Source organism: Streptomyces sp. NBC_00989 (assembly GCF_045162655.1).
Lineage (GTDB): Bacteria > Actinomycetota > Actinomycetes > Streptomycetales > Streptomycetaceae > Streptomyces.
Window position 1 is genome coordinate 4064386 of the sequence record NZ_CP108728.1, and the last position, 23170, is coordinate 4087555.

20 protein-coding genes and 1 pseudogene are annotated in these 23170 nt (G+C 70.0%); 12 read left to right on the plus strand and 9 right to left on the minus strand.

Annotation, left to right across the window (positions count from 1 at the left end; genetic code table 11):
* Positions 1 to 61 precede the first annotated feature (61 nt).
* Positions 62 to 571, minus strand: coding sequence for a MarR family winged helix-turn-helix transcriptional regulator (locus tag OG714_RS17370; protein WP_393762694.1), 510 nt, complete (start codon positions 569 to 571; stop codon positions 62 to 64).
* Positions 572 to 770: 199 nt separating this feature from the next.
* Between OG714_RS17370 and OG714_RS17375 the strand changes: the two genes are divergently transcribed.
* Positions 771 to 1763: a glycoside hydrolase family 6 protein gene (locus OG714_RS17375; RefSeq protein WP_406122006.1), complete on the plus strand. Its 993-nt coding sequence runs from the start codon at positions 771 to 773 to the stop codon at positions 1761 to 1763.
* Positions 1764 to 1781: 18 nt separating this feature from the next.
* On the opposite strand, the gene OG714_RS17380 is transcribed toward OG714_RS17375, so the two are convergent.
* Positions 1782 to 3737 carry a galactose oxidase-like domain-containing protein gene (locus OG714_RS17380; protein WP_406122007.1) on the minus strand — a complete coding sequence of 652 codons (1956 nt, stop codon included), beginning with the start codon at positions 3735 to 3737 and terminating at the stop codon, positions 1782 to 1784.
* A 3-nt stretch (positions 3738 to 3740) separates the two neighbouring features.
* Positions 3741 to 5525, minus strand: coding sequence for a glycosyltransferase family 2 protein (locus OG714_RS17385; protein ID WP_406122009.1), 1785 nt, complete (start codon positions 5523 to 5525; stop codon positions 3741 to 3743).
* Between the two features lie 316 nt (positions 5526 to 5841).
* Here OG714_RS17385 and OG714_RS17390 point away from each other — a divergent pair.
* Positions 5842 to 6878 (plus strand): annotated as a pseudogene (locus OG714_RS17390) (phosphotransferase).
* Positions 6879 to 6909: 31 nt separating this feature from the next.
* Entirely contained in the window at positions 6910 to 7551 is a 642-nt protein-coding gene (locus OG714_RS17395) for a hypothetical protein (RefSeq protein ID WP_406122011.1), read from the plus strand.
* Here OG714_RS17395 and OG714_RS17400 read toward each other — a convergent pair.
* Positions 7508 to 7801: an MTH1187 family thiamine-binding protein gene (locus OG714_RS17400; RefSeq protein WP_406122013.1), complete on the minus strand. Its 294-nt coding sequence runs from the start codon at positions 7799 to 7801 to the stop codon at positions 7508 to 7510. The genes OG714_RS17395 and OG714_RS17400 overlap by 44 nt on opposite strands.
* Positions 7798 to 8142, minus strand: a complete 345-nt coding sequence (locus OG714_RS17405; RefSeq protein ID WP_406122015.1) for a DUF3817 domain-containing protein — start codon at positions 8140 to 8142, stop codon at positions 7798 to 7800. The genes OG714_RS17400 and OG714_RS17405 overlap by 4 nt, the downstream gene beginning before the upstream one ends.
* A gap of 122 nt (positions 8143 to 8264) precedes the next feature.
* Between OG714_RS17405 and OG714_RS17410 the strand changes: the two genes are divergently transcribed.
* From OG714_RS17410 to OG714_RS17430, 5 genes are all read left to right on the plus strand, one after another.
* A complete protein-coding gene (locus OG714_RS17410; protein WP_406122016.1) occupies positions 8265 to 8588 on the plus strand; it encodes a DUF6191 domain-containing protein in 324 nt (107 codons plus the stop codon).
* A 289-nt stretch (positions 8589 to 8877) separates the two neighbouring features.
* Complete coding sequence (locus OG714_RS17415; RefSeq protein ID WP_327407071.1) at positions 8878 to 9510, plus strand: AIM24 family protein; 633 nt, start codon at positions 8878 to 8880, stop codon at positions 9508 to 9510.
* Position 9511: 1 nt separating this feature from the next.
* On the plus strand, positions 9512 to 10162 hold the full coding sequence (locus OG714_RS17420) for an AIM24 family protein (protein ID WP_406122018.1): 651 nt from the start codon (positions 9512 to 9514) through the stop codon (positions 10160 to 10162).
* The gene (locus tag OG714_RS17425; RefSeq protein ID WP_406122020.1) at positions 10159 to 10956 is read left to right on the plus strand and encodes an AIM24 family protein; all 798 of its coding nucleotides are present in this window, start codon (positions 10159 to 10161) and stop codon (positions 10954 to 10956) included. The genes OG714_RS17420 and OG714_RS17425 overlap by 4 nt, the downstream gene beginning before the upstream one ends.
* Before the next feature lie 92 nt (positions 10957 to 11048).
* Positions 11049 to 11525 (plus strand): MarR family transcriptional regulator, encoded by a 477-nt coding sequence (locus OG714_RS17430; RefSeq protein ID WP_366489925.1) that lies wholly within the window; start codon positions 11049 to 11051, stop codon positions 11523 to 11525.
* A gap of 86 nt (positions 11526 to 11611) precedes the next feature.
* Here the strand turns inward: OG714_RS17430 and OG714_RS17435 are convergent, their stop codons facing one another.
* The 3 genes from OG714_RS17435 to OG714_RS17445 form a co-directional block, all read right to left on the minus strand.
* Positions 11612 to 12850: an MFS transporter gene (locus OG714_RS17435; RefSeq protein ID WP_406122022.1), complete on the minus strand. Its 1239-nt coding sequence runs from the start codon at positions 12848 to 12850 to the stop codon at positions 11612 to 11614.
* A 205-nt stretch (positions 12851 to 13055) separates the two neighbouring features.
* Positions 13056 to 14012, minus strand: coding sequence for a methylmalonyl Co-A mutase-associated GTPase MeaB (gene meaB / locus OG714_RS17440; protein WP_406122024.1), 957 nt, complete (start codon positions 14010 to 14012; stop codon positions 13056 to 13058).
* 36 nt (positions 14013 to 14048) lie between these two features.
* Positions 14049 to 15251 carry an acetyl-CoA C-acetyltransferase gene (locus tag OG714_RS17445; protein WP_406122026.1) on the minus strand — a complete coding sequence of 401 codons (1203 nt, stop codon included), beginning with the start codon at positions 15249 to 15251 and terminating at the stop codon, positions 14049 to 14051.
* A gap of 149 nt (positions 15252 to 15400) precedes the next feature.
* Here OG714_RS17445 and mce point away from each other — a divergent pair, with 149 nt between their 5' ends.
* The 3 genes from mce to OG714_RS17460 all read left to right on the plus strand — a co-directional run bounded on the left by mce (position 15401) and on the right by OG714_RS17460 (position 21019).
* Positions 15401 to 15841, plus strand: coding sequence for a methylmalonyl-CoA epimerase (gene mce, locus OG714_RS17450; RefSeq protein ID WP_019073152.1), 441 nt, complete (start codon positions 15401 to 15403; stop codon positions 15839 to 15841).
* Between the two features lie 209 nt (positions 15842 to 16050).
* Entirely contained in the window at positions 16051 to 19899 is a 3849-nt protein-coding gene (gene scy, locus OG714_RS17455; RefSeq protein WP_406122028.1) for a polarized growth protein Scy, read from the plus strand.
* 184 nt (positions 19900 to 20083) lie between these two features.
* Complete coding sequence (locus OG714_RS17460) at positions 20084 to 21019, plus strand: cellulose-binding protein (protein ID WP_043683045.1); 936 nt, start codon at positions 20084 to 20086, stop codon at positions 21017 to 21019.
* An 88-nt stretch (positions 21020 to 21107) separates the two neighbouring features.
* Here the strand turns inward: OG714_RS17460 and OG714_RS17465 are convergent, their stop codons facing one another.
* Entirely contained in the window at positions 21108 to 21674 is a 567-nt protein-coding gene (locus OG714_RS17465) for a TetR/AcrR family transcriptional regulator (RefSeq protein WP_406122030.1), read from the minus strand.
* A gap of 127 nt (positions 21675 to 21801) precedes the next feature.
* Here OG714_RS17465 and OG714_RS17470 point away from each other — a divergent pair, with 127 nt between their 5' ends.
* Positions 21802 to 23166, plus strand: a complete 1365-nt coding sequence (locus tag OG714_RS17470) for an MDR family MFS transporter (protein WP_406122031.1) — start codon at positions 21802 to 21804, stop codon at positions 23164 to 23166.
* Positions 23167 to 23170 lie beyond the last annotated feature (4 nt).

The following is a 23170-nucleotide window of genomic DNA, read 5'->3' on the forward strand; positions in this document are numbered from 1 at the left end:
GAGCGTAACCACCCGTTCCGGGCGATCTTTCCCCGGGTCGACCCCCGACCGAGCCCCCGGGTCACTCCTCGTCGAAGTCCTCCGCGGCGACCCTGAGCGGCCGCAGCATCGCGAAGATCTCCCCGCACTCCTCGGCGTCGTAGGCCCCGAGACCGAAGTCCATCTCCATGAGGTCGCGGGTGGCCGCGTCGCAGACCTCGCGGCCCTTGTCGGTGATGGAGGCGAGGGTGCCGCGGCCGTCGTTGGGGTTGGGGCGCTTGGCGACGAGGCCGGACCTGACCAGCCGGTCCACGGTGTTCGTCACGGACGTGGGGTGCACCATGAGCCGCTCGCCGATCTTGGACATCGGCAGCTCGCCCGCCTTGGAGAAGGTGAGCAGGACCAGTGCCTCGTAGCGCGCGAAGGTCAGTCCGTACGGCTTGACGACCGCGTCGACCTCGGCGAGCAGGATCTGCTGCGCCCGCATGATCGAGGTGATGGCGGCCATGGACGGCACGTTTCCCCAGCGCTGTTTCCAGTGTTCGTCGGCGCGGGCGATGGGGTCGAAAGGAAGACTGAGCGGCTTTGACACGGCACCAGACCTTACCGGCCGGTCACATCGTGGTCAGCCCCGTCTCGCCCATCGGTCCGGGAACCCCGCTCGCGTGCCCGCTTCCGGTCCCGCGAGGCCGTACCCGTGTGCCCGGTGTCGTATCGGAGCAGGCCGTGCGCCTTGTGCCAGGATTACTGACTGATTGTCACTGAATATCCCTCTTGCGCAAGGGAGCAGCATGTCCCGGCTGATCCGCACGTTCGCGGCGCTCACGGTCCTCGGGCTCGCGGTGGGCTGTTCGTCCGCGTCCGACGTCGACGAGGCCTCCGTCGCCGGTGCCCGGTCCAAGGGTCCGGCGGGCGACATGACCTTCTGGGTCGACCCGGCGAGCCCGGCGGCCGAGCAGATCCAGATGTGGGAGCGGGAGGGTCGCACGCAGGACGCCGCCCTGCTCAAGCGGATCGCCGACGAGCCGGCCGCGCTGTGGCCGGCCGGCGAGATCGACCCCGGCCCGGTGATCAAGGCGGCGACGGCGGCCGCGCGCCAGGAGGGTCGTACGGCGGTCTTCGTGGCGTACGACATTCCGCACCGCGACTGCGGTCAGCACTCGGCCGGCGGGGCGGTGGACGCGGACGCGTACCGGGCGTGGATCGGGAAGTTCGCCGAGGCGCTGGGGAGTTCCAAGGCGCTGGTCGTGCTGGAGCCCGATGCCGTCGCGCACATGGTGGACGGCTGCACACCCGGCGAATACCAGGGCGAGCGGGAGCAGTTGCTGAGCGAGGCGGTCGTGAGGCTGAAGCAGCAGTCGGGGACGAGGGTGTATCTCGACGCGGGCAACCCGGCCTGGATCAGGGACCCTTGGAAGCTCGTGGAGCCGCTGAAGCGGGCCGGTGTCGAGGAGGCCGACGGGTTCTCCCTCAACGTGTCGAACTTCCAGACGGACGCGGTGACGAAGAAGTACGGCGTCCAGTTGTCGCGGAACCTCGGCGGCAAGCACTTCGTCGTCGACACCAGCCGCAACGGCAACGGGCCGCTGGCCGGCGCCTGGTGCAATCCGCCGGGCCGGGGTCTGGGCACCCGGCCGACCACCGACACCGGCGAGCAGTCCCTGGACGCCTACCTGTGGATCAAGCGGCCCGGCGCCTCGGACGGCACCTGTGAGGGCGGTCCCGACGCGGGGCAGTGGTGGCCGGAGTACGCCTTGGAGCTGGCACGCAACTCCAAGGCGTAGACCGGCGGTTCACCGACTTCAGTTCACCTGGATCCACTTGGCCTCCGACGGCGTGCCCTGCGCGTCCGTCACGAAGAGCATGTACCAGCCGGGCGGCACCAGGGCACGGTCGTTCGGTACGTCCACCGTCACCGACTTGCCGTCCTTGACGAGGCCGAGCTCGATGGAGCGCTGCTCGACGTCCGTCGTGTGCGTGACCGAACTCGGGCGCATCAGGCGGGCCTTGACGACGCGGTCGGGGTGGTCGGTGCGGAAGGTCGCGCGGTGGTGCCGGTCCAGGGTCTCCGGACCGTCCTGCAGTACCGGCCTGTTGGTGCCGTTCTTGTGGAGCGCGGGCGGGGTGAAGATCTCCATGCGCTGCTCGAAGTGGCCCAGTTTGGTGTTGGCCTGGTCGTCGAAGAGCGGGTCGGAGCCGAAGGTGACGACTCTGCCGTCGGGCAACAGCAGTGCCTCGGAGTGGTAGTTGCGGCCGACCATCGGGGCGGCGGCCTCGCGGAAGGCGTTGCCCTTCGGGTCGTAGAACTGCGCCTTGTGGATGTTGCTGGCGCTGCGGCCGCGGTAGTCCGAGGAGCCGTTGGTGGTGAAGACCGAGTCGTCCGGCATGATCACGCTGTTCAAGTACCGGGTGCCCTGGGGGAGGTTGGGGCCGTCCTTGAAGACGGGGCTGTCCTGCTTGAGGTCGACGACCGCGGTGCGTGAGGTCGACTTCTTGGACTCGCCGACGCCTCCGCCGCCGAGGATCATCACCTTCTGGTCCTGTGCGGGCGGCAGCAGGAGCGAGGACGAGGTCTCGGTCTCGTCGGGGTCGCTGAGGCCCGCCACCTTGGTGAACTTGTTGGTCTTCAGGTCCCAGAGTCCGGCGTCGCGGCCCTTGTCGGCGGGTCCGTAACCGGCGTTGGAGGCGGGGTAGAAGAGCTTGCCGCCCTTGGTGAGGAAGAGGGCCGGGTAGGTGGGGAAGTACCTCTTGGGGCCCGGGGTCCACTTCTTGGTCTTCGGGTCGTAGATCTCGTTGTCGCCCTGGTCGATCACGCCGACGTCGTCGAGGCCGGAGACGGCGAGGACGCGGCCGTCGTCGAGGCCGACGAGGGTCGGGTACCAACGGGCCTTCTCCATCGGGTCGACGGAGATGTACCGCTCGGCCTTCGGGTCGAACTCGTAGGCGGCGCGGATGCCTTGGTAGTCCTGCTTCTCCAGGGTGATCTTCTCGGAGAGGCCGTACGTGTTGTTCGCGTCGATGCCCTTGAGGCCGACGATGTCGTACTGGGCCTGGTTCTCCGTGACCGACATGGGCCCCGCCTCGGCGGCCTCGACGAAGACGCGGACCTCGCTCGCGGTGACCTTGGTCTGCCAGGGCTGCATCACACCGCGGGCGTTGTACGTCACCTTGAACTCGCGCTTGGCCTTGGGGACGGTGACGTCGAACTTGGTCATGTAGTCGACGCCGGCCGGTGAGCGGAAGCGGGTGCCCTTCTTGAGGAACATCGGCTTGTTGGGGTTCTCGTTCTTGACGCGCATACCGCCGCCGGCCCGCTTGACCTCGCCGTCGAGGAGTTCGTAGCGGGCGGTGCCGCCGGCCACCAGGAGGTTGCCGCTGGGGAGTTGGCTGTGTCCGCCGCAGAAGAAGTCGACCGGGGTCGGGATCTTCTTGAAGGTGTTGGCCTTCGGGTCCCACAGGACGGTGTCGAAGGACCCGGCGTTGAACTTCTTCTGCTCGTTGCCGGAGCCCGCGACGATCAGCACCTTGCCGGTGTGCAGCAGCGAGGCGTGGATGGCGTTGGTGCGGTACTCCTTCGGGATGTCGATCTGGTCCCAGGAGCCGTACTTGGCCATGTAGCCCTGCCGCGTGATCTTGTACTCGTGGTACTGCTCGCCGGCGAAGTCCAGGGCGGCCGGGGCGTTGAGACCGGCCAGGACGGCGATCCCGCCGATGCCGAGGACGGTCTTCCTGGTTTTCTGGGACGGCTGGAAGGCCATGGTCTAGTTGCCCCCTGTCGTGGTGCTGGAGACGGACGGACCGGCCCCGGTGGTGGCGAGCGCGGGCTCGGCGGTGTCGAGGGTGCGCGCGCCGCCGAGCAGCGACCGGCGTTCCCGGCGCTCCTTGAGCAGCGAGCCGACCCAAACCCCCAGCGGGGCAAGGGAGATGAGCATCGCGAGGACAGCCCAGGTGCGCATGGCCGCGTGGGTGTGGTCGAGGATCACCGAGGCGGCCAGCGAGGTCGCCAGGAGGATCGCCCAGAAGAGATGGATGCGGAAGGTCATCACCCGGTCCGGGCTGGCGTCGCCGCCCTTGGGGGTGACGACGAACCGGCTGGGCCGACGGATGAGCGCCTCGCCGAAGGACTTCAGATAGATCGGCGCGGAGAGCGCGGACATCGCCATGCCCGCGAGACCACCGGAGCCCTCCGGCTCGTGCGGGGAGACGTTGTGCCGCCGGTTCCAGAGATAGAGCCCGATCTGAAGGGCGGCGGCGTCGCTGTAGAGCATCAGCCACACCGAGGCGGCGACCTGGGTGCCGGATGCCCCGAACCACAGGAACAGGAAGCAACTCATGATGCCCAGCAGCCAGTTGACGGCCGTCATCGGGTAGTAGACGAGCATCATCGTGTACGAGAAGAGCCGCCCCGGAGGCATCGTGAACGGCGCCTTCCAGTACTGCTTGATGAGCGTCTCGTACGTGCCGCGCGACCACCGCATCTGCTGCGTGAAGAAGTCGGTCCAGGAGGCCGGCCCCTCCCCCACCGCGAGCACGTCGGGTGTGTAGACGGACCGCCAGTGCGTGCGGGTCAACGGGTTGCGGTGCCGGTGGAGTTCGAAGCCGGTGGCCATGTCCTCGGTGATGGAGTCGTAGAGCCCGCCGATCTGCTTGACGGCGGCCATCCGTACGACGTTGTTGGTGCCGACGAACATGGGGGCGCGGTAGCGGTTGCCGGCGCGCTGGATCAGCGCGTGGAAGAGGAACTGCTGCGACTCGGCGGCCTTGGTGACGGGGTTGTGGTAGTTCCCGTACACCTGCGGTCCCACGACGAAGGCGACGTCCGGGTCGCGGAAGTAACCCATCATGCGCTCAAGGAAGTTGGGGAGCGGCACGTGGTCGGTGTCGACGGAGGCGAAGAACTCGTAGTCGCCGCCGTGCATCGCGATCCAGGCATTGTAATTGCCGTGCTTCGTACGGGCCTTGTGGACACCCTTGGGGCGGTTCCACTCGGGAACTCCGTGCCGCGTGAAGTGCCGTACGCCCAACTCGGCGCACAGGGCCTTGGCCTGCTCGTCGTCACCTTCGTCGAGGAGCCAGACGTCCACCGGGCCGGTGTGCGTGACGTTGACCGCGCCTTCGAGGGTGGCGCGGACCATGGAGAGGGGTTCCTTGCCCGGGACGTACGTCGTGAGGAAGGCGACGCGGGTGCCGGCGGCGGGGACGACGGGGATCGGGTCGCGGGCGACCAGCGTGGCGTGGGCGACGGAGGCGACGTTGACGACCATGAACAGCTCGATGAGCCCGATGGCTATCAGCATCGTGATGTCGAGCCCGACCATCCACTCCTGACCGCCCTCGCGCTCGACCCAGTGGGAGGGCCAGACGAGATAGACGAGCAGGGCGGCGGTGAGCACCGGGGCGAGGCTCATCAGGAGGACAGCGCGTATTCGGTGGGGCTCGCGCGAGAGGAGCGAGGTGTACTGCACCTGGTACGACGCACCGGACGGCTCCGTGAGCGGTCCGGCCAGTCGGCTGTAGGTGTCGTAGTCGTAGCCCTCCGGCCGCACAGCGCCCTCCAATGATTGAGGAGTGATCGACGCCCGGGGACCGGGGAACCATCCGTTGGGTTCCGAAGATCGACCAGGCCGATACCCACACACAAGTGGACATACTGGGGCATGTCGAACTGGGTGCGTCCAGGTGGGTGGGGAGTTGCCCCCGGCGGCGGAACGGGTGCCTCCGGCGGTGGAGCGGGACGCTTCCCGCGGTGGAACGGGATGCTTCCCGCGGTGGAACGGGGTGCGGGGGCGGAGAGGGGTGCGGGGGCGGCTCGGGGAGAATGCCCCGGTCATGATCCTCAGCAGCGTCCCGGGAGGCACCCGTATGCACGACACCGCCGATCTCGTCGCCGAGACCTACGCGCTCGGCGCCGGACCGTGGACGCTGACACCCGTCACCCGGGGCGCGCTGGGCCAGATCTGGAAGCTGTCCGGCAACGGTTCCTCATGGGCCGTCAAGGAACTCCTCTTCGGCTGCGACGAGGACCAGGTCCGCAAGGAGGCCGCGTTACGGGAGGCGTCGGAGCGGCTGGGCATCGCGTCGCCACGGCTGATGCCCAACCGGGAGGGGCGCACGTCTCCCACCTGGACCCCGGCTCCGCTCCCGACTCCGGTTCCGGCTCGGCTGCCGACTCCGGCTCGGCTTCCCGTTCTTCCGCCGGCTCCCACATCAAGCTGTACGACTGGATCGACGGCGCCCCCGCGGACGTGTCCGACCCGGACGTCCTGGACTGGTTCGGGCGGACCATGGCGCTGCTGCACAGGGCGGGCGAGGGCGGGAACGGGATGCCGGACGCCTGGTACGAGCGGTGCCCGGGGGACGACGAGTGGGCGGCGCTGCACGCGGAGGTCCGGCGGGCGGGGTTGCCGTGGGCGGACGCGCTGGGCCGGTTCATCGCCACCCCCGCACGGGAGTTGGCGCACTGGGTGACCCCGTCCGACCCCGCCGACCTGGTGACGTCCCACCTCGATCTGCAACCCCAGAACGTCCTGGTCGGCCCGGACGGCCCCGTCCTCCTCGACTGGGACAACGCCGGATCCGCCTCCGCGGAACGGGAGTTGGCGCGCGCCCTGTTCGTGTGGTCGGGCGGGAACGAGGGGGACGTGGACGCCGGCGTGCGGGTGGCGCGGGCGTATCGGGGTGCCGGGGGCCGTGCCGTCGTACAGGGTCCGCAGTCGTTCTCGATGCTCTTCGCCACCGCGCTCAACTACATCCAGGTACAGGCCGAGTGCGCGATCGACCCGAAAGTGACCGCCGAACAAAGGGAGTTCGCGAGCGGTCAGGTCGTGGTGTGGCTGGGCCGGGTGCCGGACCTGGCGGTGGTGTCGCGGTTGAGTACGGCGTTGGAGCGGGTGGGGTGACCGACTGCGGTTCTGTGGCGGGGAGTTGGGGATGACGGTTCTGGTGTCGGTGTGGGGCGCGGCTCCCGGGGTCGGCAAGTCGACGCTGTGCGCCGGGCTGTCCCGGTCGCTCGCCGGGGCGGGGCTGCGGGTGGATCACTTCCGCGAGGAGGAAATCCTGAGCCGTCCTCAATTCGCCGCGGTGGCCGAGGAGTTCGGGGCGACGGGAGCGGTCGGCCCGGAGACCCTGGTCGCGGCGACCGCACGCTTCGGTGAGTCGGTACCGGCTCACGGCGACGACGTGGTGATCGCGGACGCGCTGGTGCCGTTCGTGCCGACGTTGCCGGCGATGGGGCACGGCGAGGAGGCGATCGACGCGTTCATGACCGACCTCGCGAGCGTGCTGGCGCCGGTCCGCCCGGTCGTGGTCTTCCTTGACGGGGACACCGGGACGGCGCTCTCCCGTGCCGGGGAGCGGGAGGGGCCGAAGTGGCTCGACTGGAACGTCGGAGTGGATCGAGCCGATGAGCTGACGTCGGGTGAGGTGCTGGGGGCACTGACTCAAGGCCTCAAGCCCTGGCTCGCCCCCTGGCTCCCCTACACCCCTGGCTCCCCTACACCCCTGACTCGCCCCGACGGCAACGCTCCCGCTACTCCGCCAGGTGCCGTTCGACCGTGTCCACCTTGGACGTGAGGCCGTCCGTCACGCCGGGGCGGATGTCCGCCTTGAGGACCACGGAGACGCGCGGGGCGCGGGCCTCCACGGCGGCGACCGCGCGCTTGACCACGTCCATCACCTCGTCCCACTCGCCCTCGATGCTGGTGAACATCGCGTCGGTGCGGTTGGGCAGACCGGACTCACGGACCACGCGGACGGCGTCGGCGACGTACTCCCCCACGTCCTCGCCGACACCGAGCGGTGTCACGGAGAAGGCGACGATCATGCGTTCACGATCCCATCGTGGCGGGCGCGGGAGGCGATGACCGCGTTCTCGGCCTCGCGCTTGAGCTTGCGCTCGGCGAAGAAACCGCCGGTGGGCAGCACGGAGAGGACGAAGTAGAAGGCCGCCGTCTTGGCACCCCACTTGGTGCGGTTCCAGGCGTCGATCCAGAAGAGGACGTAGAGGATGAAGAGGACACCGTGGACCATGCCCATGACGGGCACCGCGTTGAAGTCCGTGGTCCGCTTCAGCACCGAGCAGACGAGCAGGAGGAGGAAGGACACGGCCTCGGGGGCCGACACCAGGCGGAGGCGGCGGATGGCGGTGGCGGTCTTGATGTCCACAGGTCACCTTCGGTGAGGGAGACGTCCACAGTTTGTGAACGCGAGCACAAACGTTCACCCATTGTGGCAAACGGCTGAGCGAGCCGAGACTGGGGGTCCGCAGCCGAGCCCCGGGAGTGCACGTGCAGTTCGTTTTCTTCATGACACTGCCCGGACTGGTCGTACTCCTGACCGCGCTCGCCTTCCTCGACCAGCTGCTCCTGAAGATGGGCCGCGCCGGAATGCTCCCCTGGCGGAACTCCGGGCGCCAAGGTCAGATATCCGCGACCGGCTTCGAGCAACTCCACGCGAGCCTCTCCCCGGGCAAACAGACCGAACTGAAGGAACGCCAGAGCGCGCTGATCATGCGGGACGACGAGGAGGACGGCGCGCCCCCCTGGTCCACGGTCGACCTGGGCGCGGGCACGGCGGTCATCCGGTTGAAAGGGTCCCGCGATACGGCGTAGCACCGGGCTACGACGTCGTACTGCGGCCCTACGGCCCGGCCACACGCTGGAACACCGCCCGCCGGCACGCCGTAGCCGCACACGGCTGCACGCCTTGGGCTCACCCTGGATCCGCCCCGCGACAGACCCCGAGCCCGTCCCGAATCCCCCTGACCCGCCCCCCACACGCACGCCCCTGACCCGCCCAGAGTTCGCCGCCGGCTCTGCCCTAGGGGGCAGGTCAGGGTCGTTCTCCACCCACGGGCCCTGTCCTGGACCGGGCCCGTGCGGTTACCTTCGCAGCGTGGCGATGTTTCGACTCCAGGGCAGCAAGGTGCTCGCCGTCGACATGACCGGGGACGCCGTGAAGGCGAAGAACGGCTCGATGGTCGCGTACGACGGGCAGATGGCCTTCAAGAAGATGAGCGGCGGCGGTGAGGGCATCCGGGGGATGGTGACCCGGCGGCTCACCGGTGAGCAGATGACGGTGATGGAGGTGAGGGGGCAGGGGACGTGCTGGTTCGCGGACCGGGCCTCCGAGATCAACCTCGTGAATCTCCAGGGGGACAAGCTGTACGTCGAGTCGAGCAACCTGCTCGTGACCGACGCCGGGCTGCGGACGGGGACCACGTTCACCGGGCTGCGCGGCGCCTCGCAGGGCAACGGGCTGTTCACGACGACCGTCGAAGGACATGGCCAGGCGGCGATCATGTCGGACGGACCGGCGGTGGTGCTCCGGGTCAGCCGGCAGTACCCGCTGACCGTCGACCCCGGCGCGTACATCGCGCACCAGGGGAACCTCCAGCAGTCCTTCCAGTCGGGTGTGACCTTCCGCACGCTCTTCGGGGAGGGCGGCGGCGAGGCCTTCCAGATCCGCTTCGAGGGCGACGGACTCGTCTACGTCCAGCCCAGCGAGCGGAACACGATCGCGGGGGACGTGTGACATGACGTTCACCGAGATCAACTCGAAGATGATCCAGGCCACCGTCATGCCGGGGCAGCGGCTGTTCAGTCAGCGCGGCGCGATGCTCGCGTACAAGGGCGACGTCTCCTTCACCCCCAACATTCAGGGCGGCCAGGGCGGCGTCATGTCGATGCTCGGGCGCCGGGTGGCGAACGAGGCGACCCCCCTGATGACCGTCGAGGGCAGCGGCACCGTGATGTTCGGTCACGGCGGCCACCACATCCAGATCATCAACCTCACCGGCGACACCCTCTACGTGGAGGCCGACCGCCTCCTCGCCTTCGAGGGCACCCTCCGGCAGGGCACGATGTTCATGGGCTCGCAGGGCGGCGTCATGGGCATGGTCCGCGGCCAGGTCACCGGCCAGGGCCTGTTCACGACCACCCTCCAGGGGCAGGGCTCGGTCGCCGTGATGGCCCACGGCGGTGTCTTCGAGGTCCCGATCACCCCCGGCCGTCCCGTCCACGTCGACCCGCAGGCCTACGTCGCCCACCACGGCGACGTACGCAACAAGCTGTCCACGGCGCTCGGTTGGCGCGACATGGTGGGCCGGGGCTCCGGCGAGGCGTTCCAGTTGGAGCTGAGCGGCAGCGGCGCGGTGTACGTCCAGGCGTCGGAGGAGAAGCTGTGAGCCAGTACGCGGGGTCCGGCCCCACGATCTACGACCCGATGACCCTCCCGGTCGACGACAACGTCAACAAGTACACCTTCTGCGTGGAGCTCAAGGGGAGCCAGTGGTTCCTGCAGAAGGGGAAGATGATCGCCTACTACGGCTCGATGGAGTTCAACGGCATCGGGCACGGGCGACTCGACCGACTTGTCCGTACGTCCTTCCATTCGCCTCTGCACGCGAGCGACTGGGTCGTGGCGGACGGCTCGGGCAAGATGCTGCTCGCCGACCGGGCCTTCGACGTCAACGCGTACGACCTCGTTGACGCCAACATGACCATTCGCTCGGGCAACCTGCTCGCTTTTCAGCCAAGTCTCGCTCTCAAGCAGTCGATTGTTCCCGGCTTCCTGACACTCATCGGAACCGGCAAGATCGTGGCCGCGTCGAGCGGCCCGGTGGTGTTCATGGAACCCCCGATCCGGGTGGACCCGCAGGCCCTCGTCGGCTGGGCCGACTGCCCCTCCCCCTGCCATCACTACGACCATGCGTACATGACCGGCCTGATGGGCGGCCTACGTGCGATGACGGGCATCGGCGGGGCCTCCGGCGAGGAGCACCAGTTCGAGTTCGTCGGCGCGGGCACGGTGCTGCTCCAGTCGTCCGAGGCACTGATGGCCGAGCAGGCCACAGGGGTTGTCCCGCACGAGCCCGGGGTACCGGGTGGGGGCGGGACCCCCACAGGCCCCGCACAGCAAGCGGGCGCACCGCGCCTTCCCGGACAGCTGGGGGACCTCCAGCGTCGCTTCGGGCTGTGAGCGGTAGTCTGCGGAGTGTGACGTCGAACATGTGCGCGCCGTCACGCCACCCTCACTAGTTCGCCTTTCAACATTTTAGGTAGACTTCATTCATGGAGACCGAGACGGCCACGCGCTGGCTGACCGAAGAGGAGCAGTGCGCCTGGCGCACCCACCTGGAGGTCAACAGGCTGCTGACGTACCAACTCGAGAAGGATCTGCAGCCGTTCGGCCTGACGATGAACGATTACGAGATCCTGGTGAATCTCTCCGAGGCGGAAGGCGTACGGCTGCGGATGAGTGACCTCGCGGCCGCCACCCTCCAGTCCAAGAGCCGCCTCTCGCACCAGATCACCCGCATGGAGAACGCGGACCTGGTCCGCCGTGAGAACTGCGAGTCGGACCGCCGGGGCCTGTACGCGGTGCTGACCGAGCACGGCCTGGAGACGATGAAGAAGGTCGCGCCCCACCATGTCGCCTCGGTACGGCGCCACTTCATCGACCTCGCCACGCCCGAGGGCCTGTCCGACCTGAGCAAGACCCTGAAGCCGATCGCGGAACACCTTCGGGGCCAGCGGGGACGTCCCTGACAACAAGCAGTTGAGCGGAAGGCCGGAGTTCGCAATGAGCTCCGGCCTTCCGCATCACCCTTGTTTTTCAGGGGCGCGGGACTGTGTCACTTCGCGGCTCCGCCGCGTGGGCGCGACCGGCCACGACGGACCGGCAGCCAAGACACAGCCCCCGCACCCCCAGCCACCACCCCGGCGACCACAAAACAAACCCCCAATGGCACCCGCCCAACAAGCAGCCCCGTCACCACCGACCCACCCGAACTCCCCGCGTTCACCGCCATGTTGACCCACGCCCCCGCCTGCGTCCGCGCCTCCGGTGAAGCCACCTCGTCGGCCAGCAGATACGCCGTGGTCAACGCCGGTGCCACAAAGAACCCCGCACACCCCACCGCCACGGTGAGTGACAGCAGCCCCGGCGCACACCCCGCCGCCGCCAACGCCAGACCGAGCCCCAGCGACGCCCCCGAAAGCCGAACCCGCGCGGCCACACGCCAGTTCACCGCGCCGTTCAGGAGCCCACCCACCGCACTGCCCGCCGACACCGCGGCCAGTACCCAGGGCACCACGTCGTCGCCGTACCCCCGCTGTTCCACGAACGCCATCACCAACAGATAGACCGCACTCAACGCGAGGCCCATCCCCCCGGCCACGACAACCGGACCGAGCAGCCCGCGAACCCTGGTGAGCCTCAACCCCCGCCCGGCGCCCGCGGATACGCGCGCACCGGACAGCGCCGGTGACCTGACGAAGGCGAACGTCCCGGTCACGATCAGGGCCGCGCTGAGCAGGACCCCGGCGGCCGGTGGAGCGAAGCCGAGCACACCGCCGACCGCCAACGGGCCGACGACGTACAGGAGTTCCTCCGCGACGCCGTCGAGGCTGTACGCGCGCTGCAACAGCCCACGGTCACCGACGAGTTCGGCCCACACGGAGCGCATCGTGGGTCCAAGCGGGGGCGCGCACATGCCGGTGAGCGCGGCCACCGCGCCGAGCACCACAACCGGCGTTCCGGGGCGCCACGTCACCGCCGCGAGGACGCACAGGAGACCGCCGTAGAGCATCGCCATGGGGAGGAGGGCGCGGCGGGGGCCGTGGCGGTCGACCAGGGCCGCGCGCAGGGGCAGCAGGAGGACGGTCGCGGTGCCGAAGACGGCCATGACCGTGCCGGCGGCGGCGTAGGAGCCGGTGGCGCGGACGACCGCGAGCATGACCGCCGGCGAGACCATGCCGTACGAGAGCCGGCCCACGAGCGCGGCGGCGAACGTGCGGCGGGCGTACGGGACTTGGAGCACGACGGCATACGAAGGGCACGCCGAAGTCGGCGTGGAAGAAGACGCGGACATGCGAGAGGTTCCTCAACTGGAGGCAGGGAAAGGGGACGCCTGTGCGCCGCGACGGCGATGCGATGTGGTCGCTGCCGTGCGCGGGCCGAGGCGGGCCCTAGGCCAAGAGGAGGAACATGCGGTCAACGTACCAACGGGACACGGCCGTTGACCATCGGGTTAGCCGTCGATGATCCCCGCGATCACCCCTCCGTGATCCCCGCGATCAACCTTCTGTGATCCCCGCGATCAGCTCGTCCGCCGCCCTGTACGGATCCAGCTCGCCTGCCACGACCCGTTCCGCGAGAGCACCGACCCGTCGGTCCCCGTGCAGGTCACCGATGCGGGCCCGCAACGCGGTGACCGCGATCGTCTCGACCTCGCGGGCCGCCCGGGCCGCGCGGCGCTCCGCGAGGACGCCGTGCTCCTCCATCCACGCCCGGTGCTTCTCCAGGGCCTCCACGACCTCGTCGATGCCCTCGGAGCGGGAGGCGACCGTCTTGACGATCGGGGGGCGCCAGTCGCCGGGGCCGCGGGACTCGCCGAGGCCGAGCATGTGGTTCAGCTCGCGGGCGGTGGCGTCGGCGCCGTCGCGGTCGGCCTTGTTGACGACGTAGACGTCGCCGATCTCCAGGATTCCGGCCTTCGCCGCCTGGATGCCGTCGCCCATCCCCGGGGCCAGGAGCACGACGGAGGTGTCGGCCTGGGAGGCGATCTCGACCTCCGACTGGCCGACCCCGACCGTCTCGACCAGGATCACGTCGCAGCCCGCCGCGTCGAGGACGCGGATGGCCTGCGGGGCGGACCAGGCGAGGCCGCCGAGGTGGCCGCGGGTGGCCATCGAGCGGATGTAGACGCCGGGGTCGGAGGAGTGGTCCGACATGCGGACGCGGTCGCCGAGCAGGGCGCCGCCCGAGAACGGCGAGGACGGGTCGACGGCCAGGACGCCGACCCGCCTGCCCTGCTTGCGGTACGCCGTGACCAGCGCGGACGTGGACGTCGACTTGCCCACGCCCGGCGATCCGGTGAGGCCCACGACGTAGGCTCCGCCGGTCAGCGGTGCGAGCGTCGCCATGACCTCCCTGAGCTGGGGGGACGCCCCCTCCACCAGGGAGATCAGCCGGGCCACGGCCCGCGGCCGGCCTTCCCTGGCCTGGGCCACCAGCGAGGCGACGTCCTCCATCACAGCTCCGTTCCTAGAGATATCCGTACGACGTGCTCAGGCCTTGGGTACCCGCACGATCAGCGCGTCACCCTGACCGCCGCCGCCGCACAGCGCCGCCGCGCCGACCCCGCCGCCGCGCCGCTTGAGCTCCAGGGCCAGGTGCAGGACCAGGCGGGCGCCCGACATGCCGATGGGGTGGCCCAGGGCGATGGCTCCGCCGTTGACGTTCACCTTTTCCGTGGACACCCCGAGGTCCTTCATTGACTGGACCGCGACGGCGGCGAAGGCCTCGTTGATCTCGATCAGGTCCAGGCTCTCGACCTCCAGGCCCTCCTTCTTGAGGGCGTGCAGGATCGCGTTGGAGGGCTGCGACTGGAGCGAGTTGTCGGGTCCCGCCACATTTCCGTGGGCGCCGATCTCGGCGATCCACTCCAGGCCCAGCTCCTGCGCCTTGGTCTTGCTCATCACGACCACGGCCGCCGCACCGTCCGAGATCTGCGAGGAGGTGCCGGCGGTGATCGTGCCGTCCTTGGTGAACGCCGGGCGCAGCTTGCCGAGCGACTCGACCGTGGTCTCCGCGCGGATGCCCTCGTCCTTGCTGAAGACGACGGCCTCGCCCTTGCGCTGCGGGATCTCGACCGGGGTGATCTCGGCCTCGAAGACGCCGTTCTGCTGGGCGGCTGCCGCCCGCTGGTGGGAGAGGGCGGCCACCTCGTCCTGCTCGGGGCGGGCGATGCCGAGGCGTGTGTTGTGCTTCTCCGTGGACTCGCCCATCGCGATGTTCTCGAAGGCGTCGGTCAGGCCGTCGTAGGCCATCGCGTCGAGCATCTCGATCGCGCCGTACTTGTATCCCTCGCGGGACTTGGGGAGCAGGTGGGGGGCGTTGGTCATGGACTCCTGGCCGCCCGCGACGATCACGTCGAACTCACCTGCACGGATGAGCTGGTCGGCGAGCGCGATGGCGTCGAGGCCCGAGAGGCACACCTTGTTGATGGTGAGCGCCGGGACGCTCATGGGGATGCCCGCCTTGACGGCGGCCTGGCGTGCCGGGATCTGCCCTGCCCCGGCCTGGAGCACCTGGCCCATGATCACGTACTGCACCTGGTCGCCACCGATACCCGCACGGTCGAGGGCGGCCTTGATCGCGAAGCCGCCGAGGTCGGCTCCGGAGAAGGACTTCAGGGAGCCCAGCAAGCGTCCCATGGGCGTCCGGGCGCCCGAGACGATCACCGAGGTCGTGCTGTTCGTTCCAGACATGAGGTGCGATCCCCTTCCAGCGTGTTTCAGCTGAGGAGTGAACGAGGGTTTACTTGAAATGTACTGAGCGGTAGTCCACCCCGTCATCGGGCCGTCGGTGTGATCGCGCGCACGTTGCGTAACCATCGCGCTAGCGCTGCACTACATACATGCTGACGCGAATCGACCACATCGGGATCGCCTGCTTCGACCTCGACACGACCGTCGAGTTCTACCGGGCCACGTACGGCTTCGAGGTGTTCCACTCCGAGGTCAACGAGGAGCAGGGCGTACGCGAGGCCATGTTGAAGATCAACAACACGGACGACGGCGGCGCCTCCTACCTCCAGCTCCTCGAACCCACCCGCGAGGACTCCGCCGTGGGAAAGTGGCTGGCGAAGAACGGGGAGGGGGTCCACCACATCGCCTTCGGCACGGCGGACGTCGACACGGACTCCGAGGACATCCGCGGGAAGGGCGTACGCGTTCTGTACGAGGAGCCCCGGCGCGGTTCCATGGGGTCACGGATCACGTTCCTGCACCCAAAGGATTGCCATGGCGTACTGACAGAACTGGTCACTTCGGCGCCTGTTGAGTCACCTGAGCACTGACCCTCGTACATATGGGCCGGTAGGGTTGGGGTCGGTCGTCGCTCGCAACCAGGGCAACGGCATGCCGGGGTCCGGGTTTCGGGGGGCGAGCGTCGGGCAGCAGCCCATGCTCCGTCGTTGATCTGACACCATTCCCCGGGAGCACCGTTCGATGGATGGACGGCGCTCGTTGGAGTAAACCGCGACCAGGGGACGGATGGGACCGCGCAGTGCGGGGCTACGAACGCCAGGAGCGAGAGCCGGCGGCTGACGTCGACCACCTCTCTCGGTTCGAGGCCGAGATGGAGCGGCTGAAGACCGAGCGGGAAAAGGCGATCCAGCATGCCGAGGACCTCGGCTACCAGGTCGAGGTGCTGCGCGCCAAGCTGCACGAGGCGCGCCGCACCCTCATGTCCCGACCGGCTTACGACGGCGGTGACATCGGCTATCAGGCCGAGCAGATGCTTCGTAATGCCCAGGTCCAGGCCGACCAGTTGCGGCAGGACGCCGAGCGGGAGCTGAGCCAGGCCCGCGCGCAGACCCAGCGCATCCTCCAGGAGCACGCCGAGCAGGCCGCGCGCCTCCAGGCGGAGCTGCACCAGGAGGCGGTGACCCGGCGCCAGCAGCTCGACCAGGAGCTGGGCGAGCGCCGGCAGACCGTCGAGTCGCACGTCAACGAGAACGTGGCGTGGGCCGAGCAGTTGCGCGCCCGCTCCGAGTCCCAGGCCCGTCGGCTCGTCGAGGAGTCCCGCACCGAGGCCGAGCAGGCGCTGGCCGCCGCCCGTGCCGAGGCCGAGCGGGTCGCCACCGAGGCCCGGCAGCGGCTGGAGATGGACGCCGAGGCGGCCCGCGCGGAGGCCGAGCAACTCCTGCGCCGCGCCCGCACGGACGCCGAGCGGCTGCTGAACGCGGCTTCCTCGCAGGCCCAGGAGGCCACCGACCACGCCGAGCAGCTGCGCAGCTCAACGGTCAACGAGTCGGATTCCGCCCGCCGTCAGGCCACCGAGCTGAGCCGGGCCGCCGAGACCCGCATGGCCGAGGCCGAAACCTCACTGCGTGAAGCGCGCCTGGCGGCGGAGAAGGTCCTCTCCGAGGCCAAGGAGGCCGCCGCCAAGACCCTCTCCAGCGCCGAGTCCGCCAACGAGCAGCGCACGCGGACGGCGAAGGAGCAGGTCGCCCGGCTGGTCACGGAGGCCACCAAGGAGGCCGAGACCACCAAGGCGGACGCCGATCAGATCGTCGCCGACGCCCAGGCCAAGGCCGACAAGATCGTCGCGGAGGCCGAGGACAGCGCGCGGAGCCTCACCGCCGAGGAGACCGCCTCCCAGCTCGCGAAGGCCGCCCGTACCGCCGAGGACGTCCTCGACAAGGCGTCCGAGGAGGCCAAGAACACCACCAAGGCCGCCACCGAGGAGGCCGAGCGGATCCGCTCCGAGGCGGAGGCCGAGGCCGACCGGCTGCGCGCCCAGGCGCACGACATCGCCGAGGGGCTCAAGGGCGCGGCGAAGGACGACACCAAGGAGTACCGGGCCAAGACGGTCGAGCTGCAGGAGGAGGCGCGCCGGCTGCGCGGCGAGGCCGAGCAGCTGCGCGCCGACGCGGTCGGCGAGGGCGAGCGCATCCGTGCCGAGGCCCGCCGCGAGGCCGTCCAGCAGATCGAGGAGGCGGCCAAGACCGCCGAGGAACTGCTGTCCAAGGCCCGGGTGGACGCCGACGAGCTGCGCCAGACCGCCACCACGGACAGCGAGAAGGTCCGCACCGAGGCCATCGAGCGCGCCACCACGCTGCGCCGGCAGGCCGAGGAGACCCTCGACCGCACCCGCAAGGAAGCCGAGCGGCACCGCTCGGAGGTCATCGAGCAGTCCGAGGGCATCAAGGCCGACGCCGAACAGGCCGCACGCGACCTGCGCGACGAGACCGAGCGGGCCATAGAGGCACGCCGCGAGGAGGCCGCCGAGGGCCTGACGCGGCTGCACGCGGAGGCCGAGGAGCGGCTCGCCGCTGCCGAGCAGGCGCTCACCGACGCCCGCGAGGAGGCCGAGCGGATCCGCCGCGAGGCCGCCGAGGAGACCGAGCGACTGCGCGGCGAGGCCGCCGACCGCATCCGCTCCCTCCAGGCGCAGGCCGAGGCGGAGGCCGACCGGCTGCGCAACGAGGCCGCGGGCGACGCGTCCGCCTCGCGTGCCGAGGGCGAGGCCATCGCCGTACGTCTGCGGTCCGAGGCGTCCGCCGAGGCCGAGCGGCTCAAGACCGAGGCGCAGGACACCGCCGACCGCGTCCGCGCGGAGGCCCAGGCCGCCGCCGAGCGACTGGCCACGGAGGCGTCCGAGACGCTGGCCGCCGCCCAGGAGGAGGCCGTACGGCGTCGTCGTGAGGCCGAGGAGCTGCTCGGGTCGGCCCGTGAGGAGGCCGGGCAGGAGCGCGAGCAGGCCCGCGAGCAGAGCGAGGAGCTGCTGGCCTCGGCGCGCAACCGCGTCGAGGAGGCGCAGTCCGAGGCGCTGCGGCTGGTCGAGGAGGCCGACCGGCGCGCCACCGAGATGGTGTCGGGCGCCGATCAACACGCCCACCAGGTACGGGAGTCGGTCGCCGGGCTGCACGAGCAGGCCCAGGAGGAGATCTCCGGGATCAGGTCGGCCGCCGAGCACGTGGCGGACCGCACCCGGCGCGAGGCGCAGGAGGAGGCGGACCGGGTCCGCGCCGACGCGTACAGCGAGCGGGAGCGGGCCACCGAGGACGCCAACCGCGTCCGGCGCCGGGCGGCCGAGGAGACGGACGCCGCCAAGGCCCTTGCGGAGCGCACCGTTTCGGACGCCATCGCGGAGTCCGAGCGGCTGCGGTCGGAGGCCGCCGAGCACGCCCAGCAGGTGCGCACCCAGGCCGCGGACACGATCGCGCAGGCCGACCAGGACGCGGCGCGGGCCCGGGCGGACGCCCGCGAGGACGCCAACCGGATCCGTTCGGACGCGGCGACGCAGGCCGACACCCTCATCACCGAGGTGACGGCGGAGGCGGAGCGGCTCCAGACGGAGACGATCAACGAGGCCGAGCGGGTGCGCTCGGAGGCCGTGGCCAAGGCCCAGAAGCTCGTCTCGGACGCGACCGGGGACGCGGAGCGGCTGCGTGCCGAGGCCGCCGACACGGTGGGTTCCGCGCAGCAGCAGGCCGAGCGGATCCGCAACGAGTCCAACCGTCTCAAGGCGGACGCGGAGGCGCAGGCCGAGCGGGTCACCTCGGCGGCGCGCGAGGAGTCCGAGCGGATGCTGGACGAGGCCCGCAAGGAGGCCAACAAACGGCGCTCCGAGGCGGCCGAGCAGGTCGACACCCTCATCACGGAGACCGCGGCCGAGGCCGACAAGCTGCTCAGCGAGGCCCAGCAGCAGGCGCAGAAGACGACGGCGGACGCCGAGGCGCAGGCCGACTCGATGGTCGGCGCGGCCCGCACCGAGGCCGACCGGCTGGTGTCCGAGGGCACGGTCGAGGGCAACTCCCGGGTGGAGCAGGCCCGTACGGACGCGGACGAGCTGCTCGTGGGCGCGCGCCGGGACGCCACCGCCATAAGGGAGCGGTCCGAGGAGCTGCGCGACCGCATCACGACCGAGATCGAGAACCTGCACGAGCGGGCCCGCCGTGAGTCCGCCGAGACGATGAAGTCGGCCGGCGACCGCTGCGACGCGCTCATCAAGGCGGCCGAGGAGCAGCTCGGCAAGGCGCAGATGAAGGCCAAGGAACTGGTCTCGGAGGCCAACTCCGAGGCGGGCAAGGTCCGTATCGCCGCCGTGAAGAAGGCCGAGGGTCTCCTCAAGGAGGCCGAGCAGAAGAAGTCCACGCTGATCCGCGAGGCCGAGGACCTGAAGGCGGAGGCGATCCGCGAGGCCCGCCGCACGGTCGAGGAGGGCAAGCGCGATTTGGAGGTGCTCGTCCGCCGCCGCGAGGACATCAACGCCGAAATCTCCCGTGTCCAGGACGTCCTGGAAGCGTTGGAGTCTTTCGAGGCCCCGACAGCGGCCAAGGACGGCGGGGTCAAGGCGGGAGCCACCGCGGGCGCAACTCGTTCGGGTGGCAAGTCGGTTGAAGGTTAAGAAGCCCCTGTGAGATTCAGGGTGATCTGGGGCCTTTGACCGAGTCTTTGGCAAGCGGTCCGACGGTTAGCCACTCAAAAGGGGTGTCATTCTCCAGATCAAACACGCATCCGCTCGATGACACACCGCTTCGGCCCCTAGGATTCCACCTATCACCTCACCGGTCTCATTCGACAGGAACCCCATGAGCGACACTTCCCCCTACGGCTTCGAGCTTGTGCGGCGTGGGTACGACCGCGCTCAGGTGGACGAACGCATCTCGAAGCTCGTCTCCGACCGTGACAGCGCTCTGGCTCGTATCACTGCTCTTGAAAAGCGCATCGAGGAGCTCCACCTCGAAACGCAGAACGCCGCGGCCCAGGTAAGCGACGCAGAGCCGTCGTACGCGGGTCTCGGCGCGCGGGTCGAGAAGATCCTCCGCCTCGCCGAGGAAGAGGCCAAGGACCTGCGCGAGGAGGCACGGCGCGCGGCCGAGCAGCACCGCGAACTCGCGGAGTCCGCTGCACAGCAGGTCCGCAACGACGCAGAATCGTTCGCTGCGGAGCGCAAGGCCAAGGCCGAGGACGAGGGCGTCCGGATCGTCGAGAAGGCCAAGAGCGACTCCTCCCAGCTGCGTGGCGAGGCTCAGAAGGACGCGCAGCAGAAGCGCGAGGAGGCCGACGCCCTCTTCGAGGAGACCCGCGCCAAGGCCGCGCAGGCCGCCGCCGACTTCGAGACGAACCTCGCCAAGCGGCGCGAGCAGTCCGAGCGCGACCTGGCGTCGCGTCAGCAGAAGGCCGAGAAGCGCCTCGCGGAGATCGAGCACCGCGCGGAGCAGCTCCGGCTGGAGGCCGAGAAGCTGCGTACGGACGCGGAGCGTCGCGCCCGTCAGACGGTGGAGACGGCTCAGCGCCAGGCCGAGGACATCGTGGCCGACGCGAACGCCAAGGCCGACCGCATCCGTTCGGAATCCGAGCGCGAGCTGGCCGCCCTGACGAACCGTCGCGACAGCATCAACGCCCAGCTGACGAACGTGCGCGAGATGCTCGCCACGCTCACGGGTGCCGCGGTGGCCGCCGCGAGCTCGCCGGTCGAGGACGAGCCGATCTCTCGTGGAGTTCCGGCTCAGCAGTCCCGGTAGGCAAGCGATTGCCAGTAGGTATGTGAACGCCGGCTGAGGCTCGCATTCCCTTCGGGGGTGCGGGCCTCAGCCGCGTCTCGGCGCTGCCTCAGCCGTGTCCGGCCAGCAGGGGCAGGTACACGTCGTCGACGATCCCGACGAGGGTGGAGTCGGCGACCGGGTCGCGGGACAGGGCCATCTCGTACCGCAGCAGGTCCGCGGGGATGGTGACGGCCCGTCGGGGAAGGTCGGCGGTGGGGATCTCACCGCGCTTCACGGCCCGCTGAAGCAGCGTCAGCAGGATGTCGTGCATGATCCCGAAGACCTTCGGGTCCAGGTCGACCGCCTCCGCGAGCAGGCCCCGGATGACGTCCGGGCCGAGTTCCCGTTGCCGATCGGCCATCAGCCGCAGCAGGGTCAGCACGTCCTCGCGCAGCTCCCCGGTGTCCGGCACCTGGTCGACGATGAAGCCGGTGCGGTGCGGCAGGGCGGCCTTGACGAGTTCGGCGCGGTTGGGCCAGCGGCGGTAGAGGACCTGCTTGCCGGTCCTGGCCCGGGCCGCGACGCCCTCCATGGTGAGGCGGGCGTAGCCGACCTCGGCGAGTTCCTCCCAGACGGCGTCCAGGATGTCGGCCTCCAGCGCGGCCCCGCGCCGCCGCGTCTGCTCTCCGGTCATCACCGGCACCTTCCCCTCAGGAGACCTCAGGAGACCTCAGAAGTCTTTAGGAGACCTTGCGTCTCTTATCGGGTCCAGCCTATCGTGGTCGCAATAAGAGACGCAGCGTCTCTAAGGGGGAATCGCCATGCCCGCCGCCACCGTCCACTCCGCCGAACGCCTGGACCCCGCCGTCCGCAAGCTCGCCGGCATCCTCGTCCTCGGCGCCCTCGCCCCGCTCCTCGACAGCACGATCGTCTCCATCGCCCTGCACACCCTGGGCCACGACCTGAACGCGTCGACGGCGAGCCTGCAATGGGTCAGCACCGCGTATCTCCTCGCCCTCGCCACGGTCGTGCCGGTCTCCGGCTGGGCCGTCGAACGCTTCGACTCCCGGAGCGTCTGGCTCGGCGCGCTGACCCTCTTCCTCGCCGGGTCCCTGCTCTGCGGGCTCGCCTGGAACATCGGCTCGCTGATCGCCTTCCGGGTCGTGCAGGGCATCGGCGGCGGCCTGCTGCTGCCCGTCCTCCAGACCCTGGTCATGCGCGCCGCCGGCGGCCGCAGCCTCGGCCGCCTGATGGCGGCGATCACCCTGCCCGCCATGGTCGTCCCGATCCTCGGCCCGGTCGTCGGCGGCCTGATCGTCGGCCACCTCAGCTGGCGCTGGATCTTCTACGTCAACCTGCCCGTCTGCCTGCTGGCCCTCGCCCTGGCCTGGCGCGGCGTCCCGAAGGACACCCCACGCCCCGGCCACCACCTGGACCTGACCGGCCTCCTGCTCCTCTCCCCCGGCCTCGCCACCGTGGTCTACGGCCTGTCCGAGACCGGTGCCGCCCGCGCGACGGCGATCCCGGTGGGCGCCGTACTCATCGCCCTGTTCGCCCGCCACGCGCTGCGCGCCCGCGAACCCCTCGTGGACCTGCGCCTGTTCCAGGACCGCGCGTTCGCCGTCTCCTCGATCCTGACGTTCCTGAACGGGCTCGCCCTGTTCGGCGGGATGTTCCTGCTCCCCCTCTACTACCAACAGGCGCGCGGCGAGGGCGTGATCGCGGCCGGGCTGCTGCTGGCGCCGCAGGGTCTTGGCAGTCTGCTGGCCCGGGTCACCGGCCCGCTGACCGACCGGCTCGGGCCGCGCCCGGTCACCGTGGCGGGCATGCTGCTGTGCGCGCTGGGCACCCTCCCCTTCCTTCTCCCGCATCCCGGCGCGGCCCTGCTCCTCGGCGCGCTGGTCGTGCGCGGCCTCGGGGTGAGCGCGGCCAACATGGCGGTCATGGTGGGCGCGTATCAGGGTCTCGACCGCGCCCGCATCCCGCACGCGAGCACCACCGTCCGGATCGTGCAGCAGCTCGGCGGGTCCGTCGGCACGGCCGTACTGGCGACGGTCCTCGCGCACGGGCACGGCGGCTCCGCCTTCCCGCGCGCGTTCGCCTGGGCGACGGCGTTCACCGTTGTTGCCTGCCTCGTCGGACTCTGTTTGCCCGTTCGGGTGGCATCCGCCGAACGCCCGTCTTAGCGTG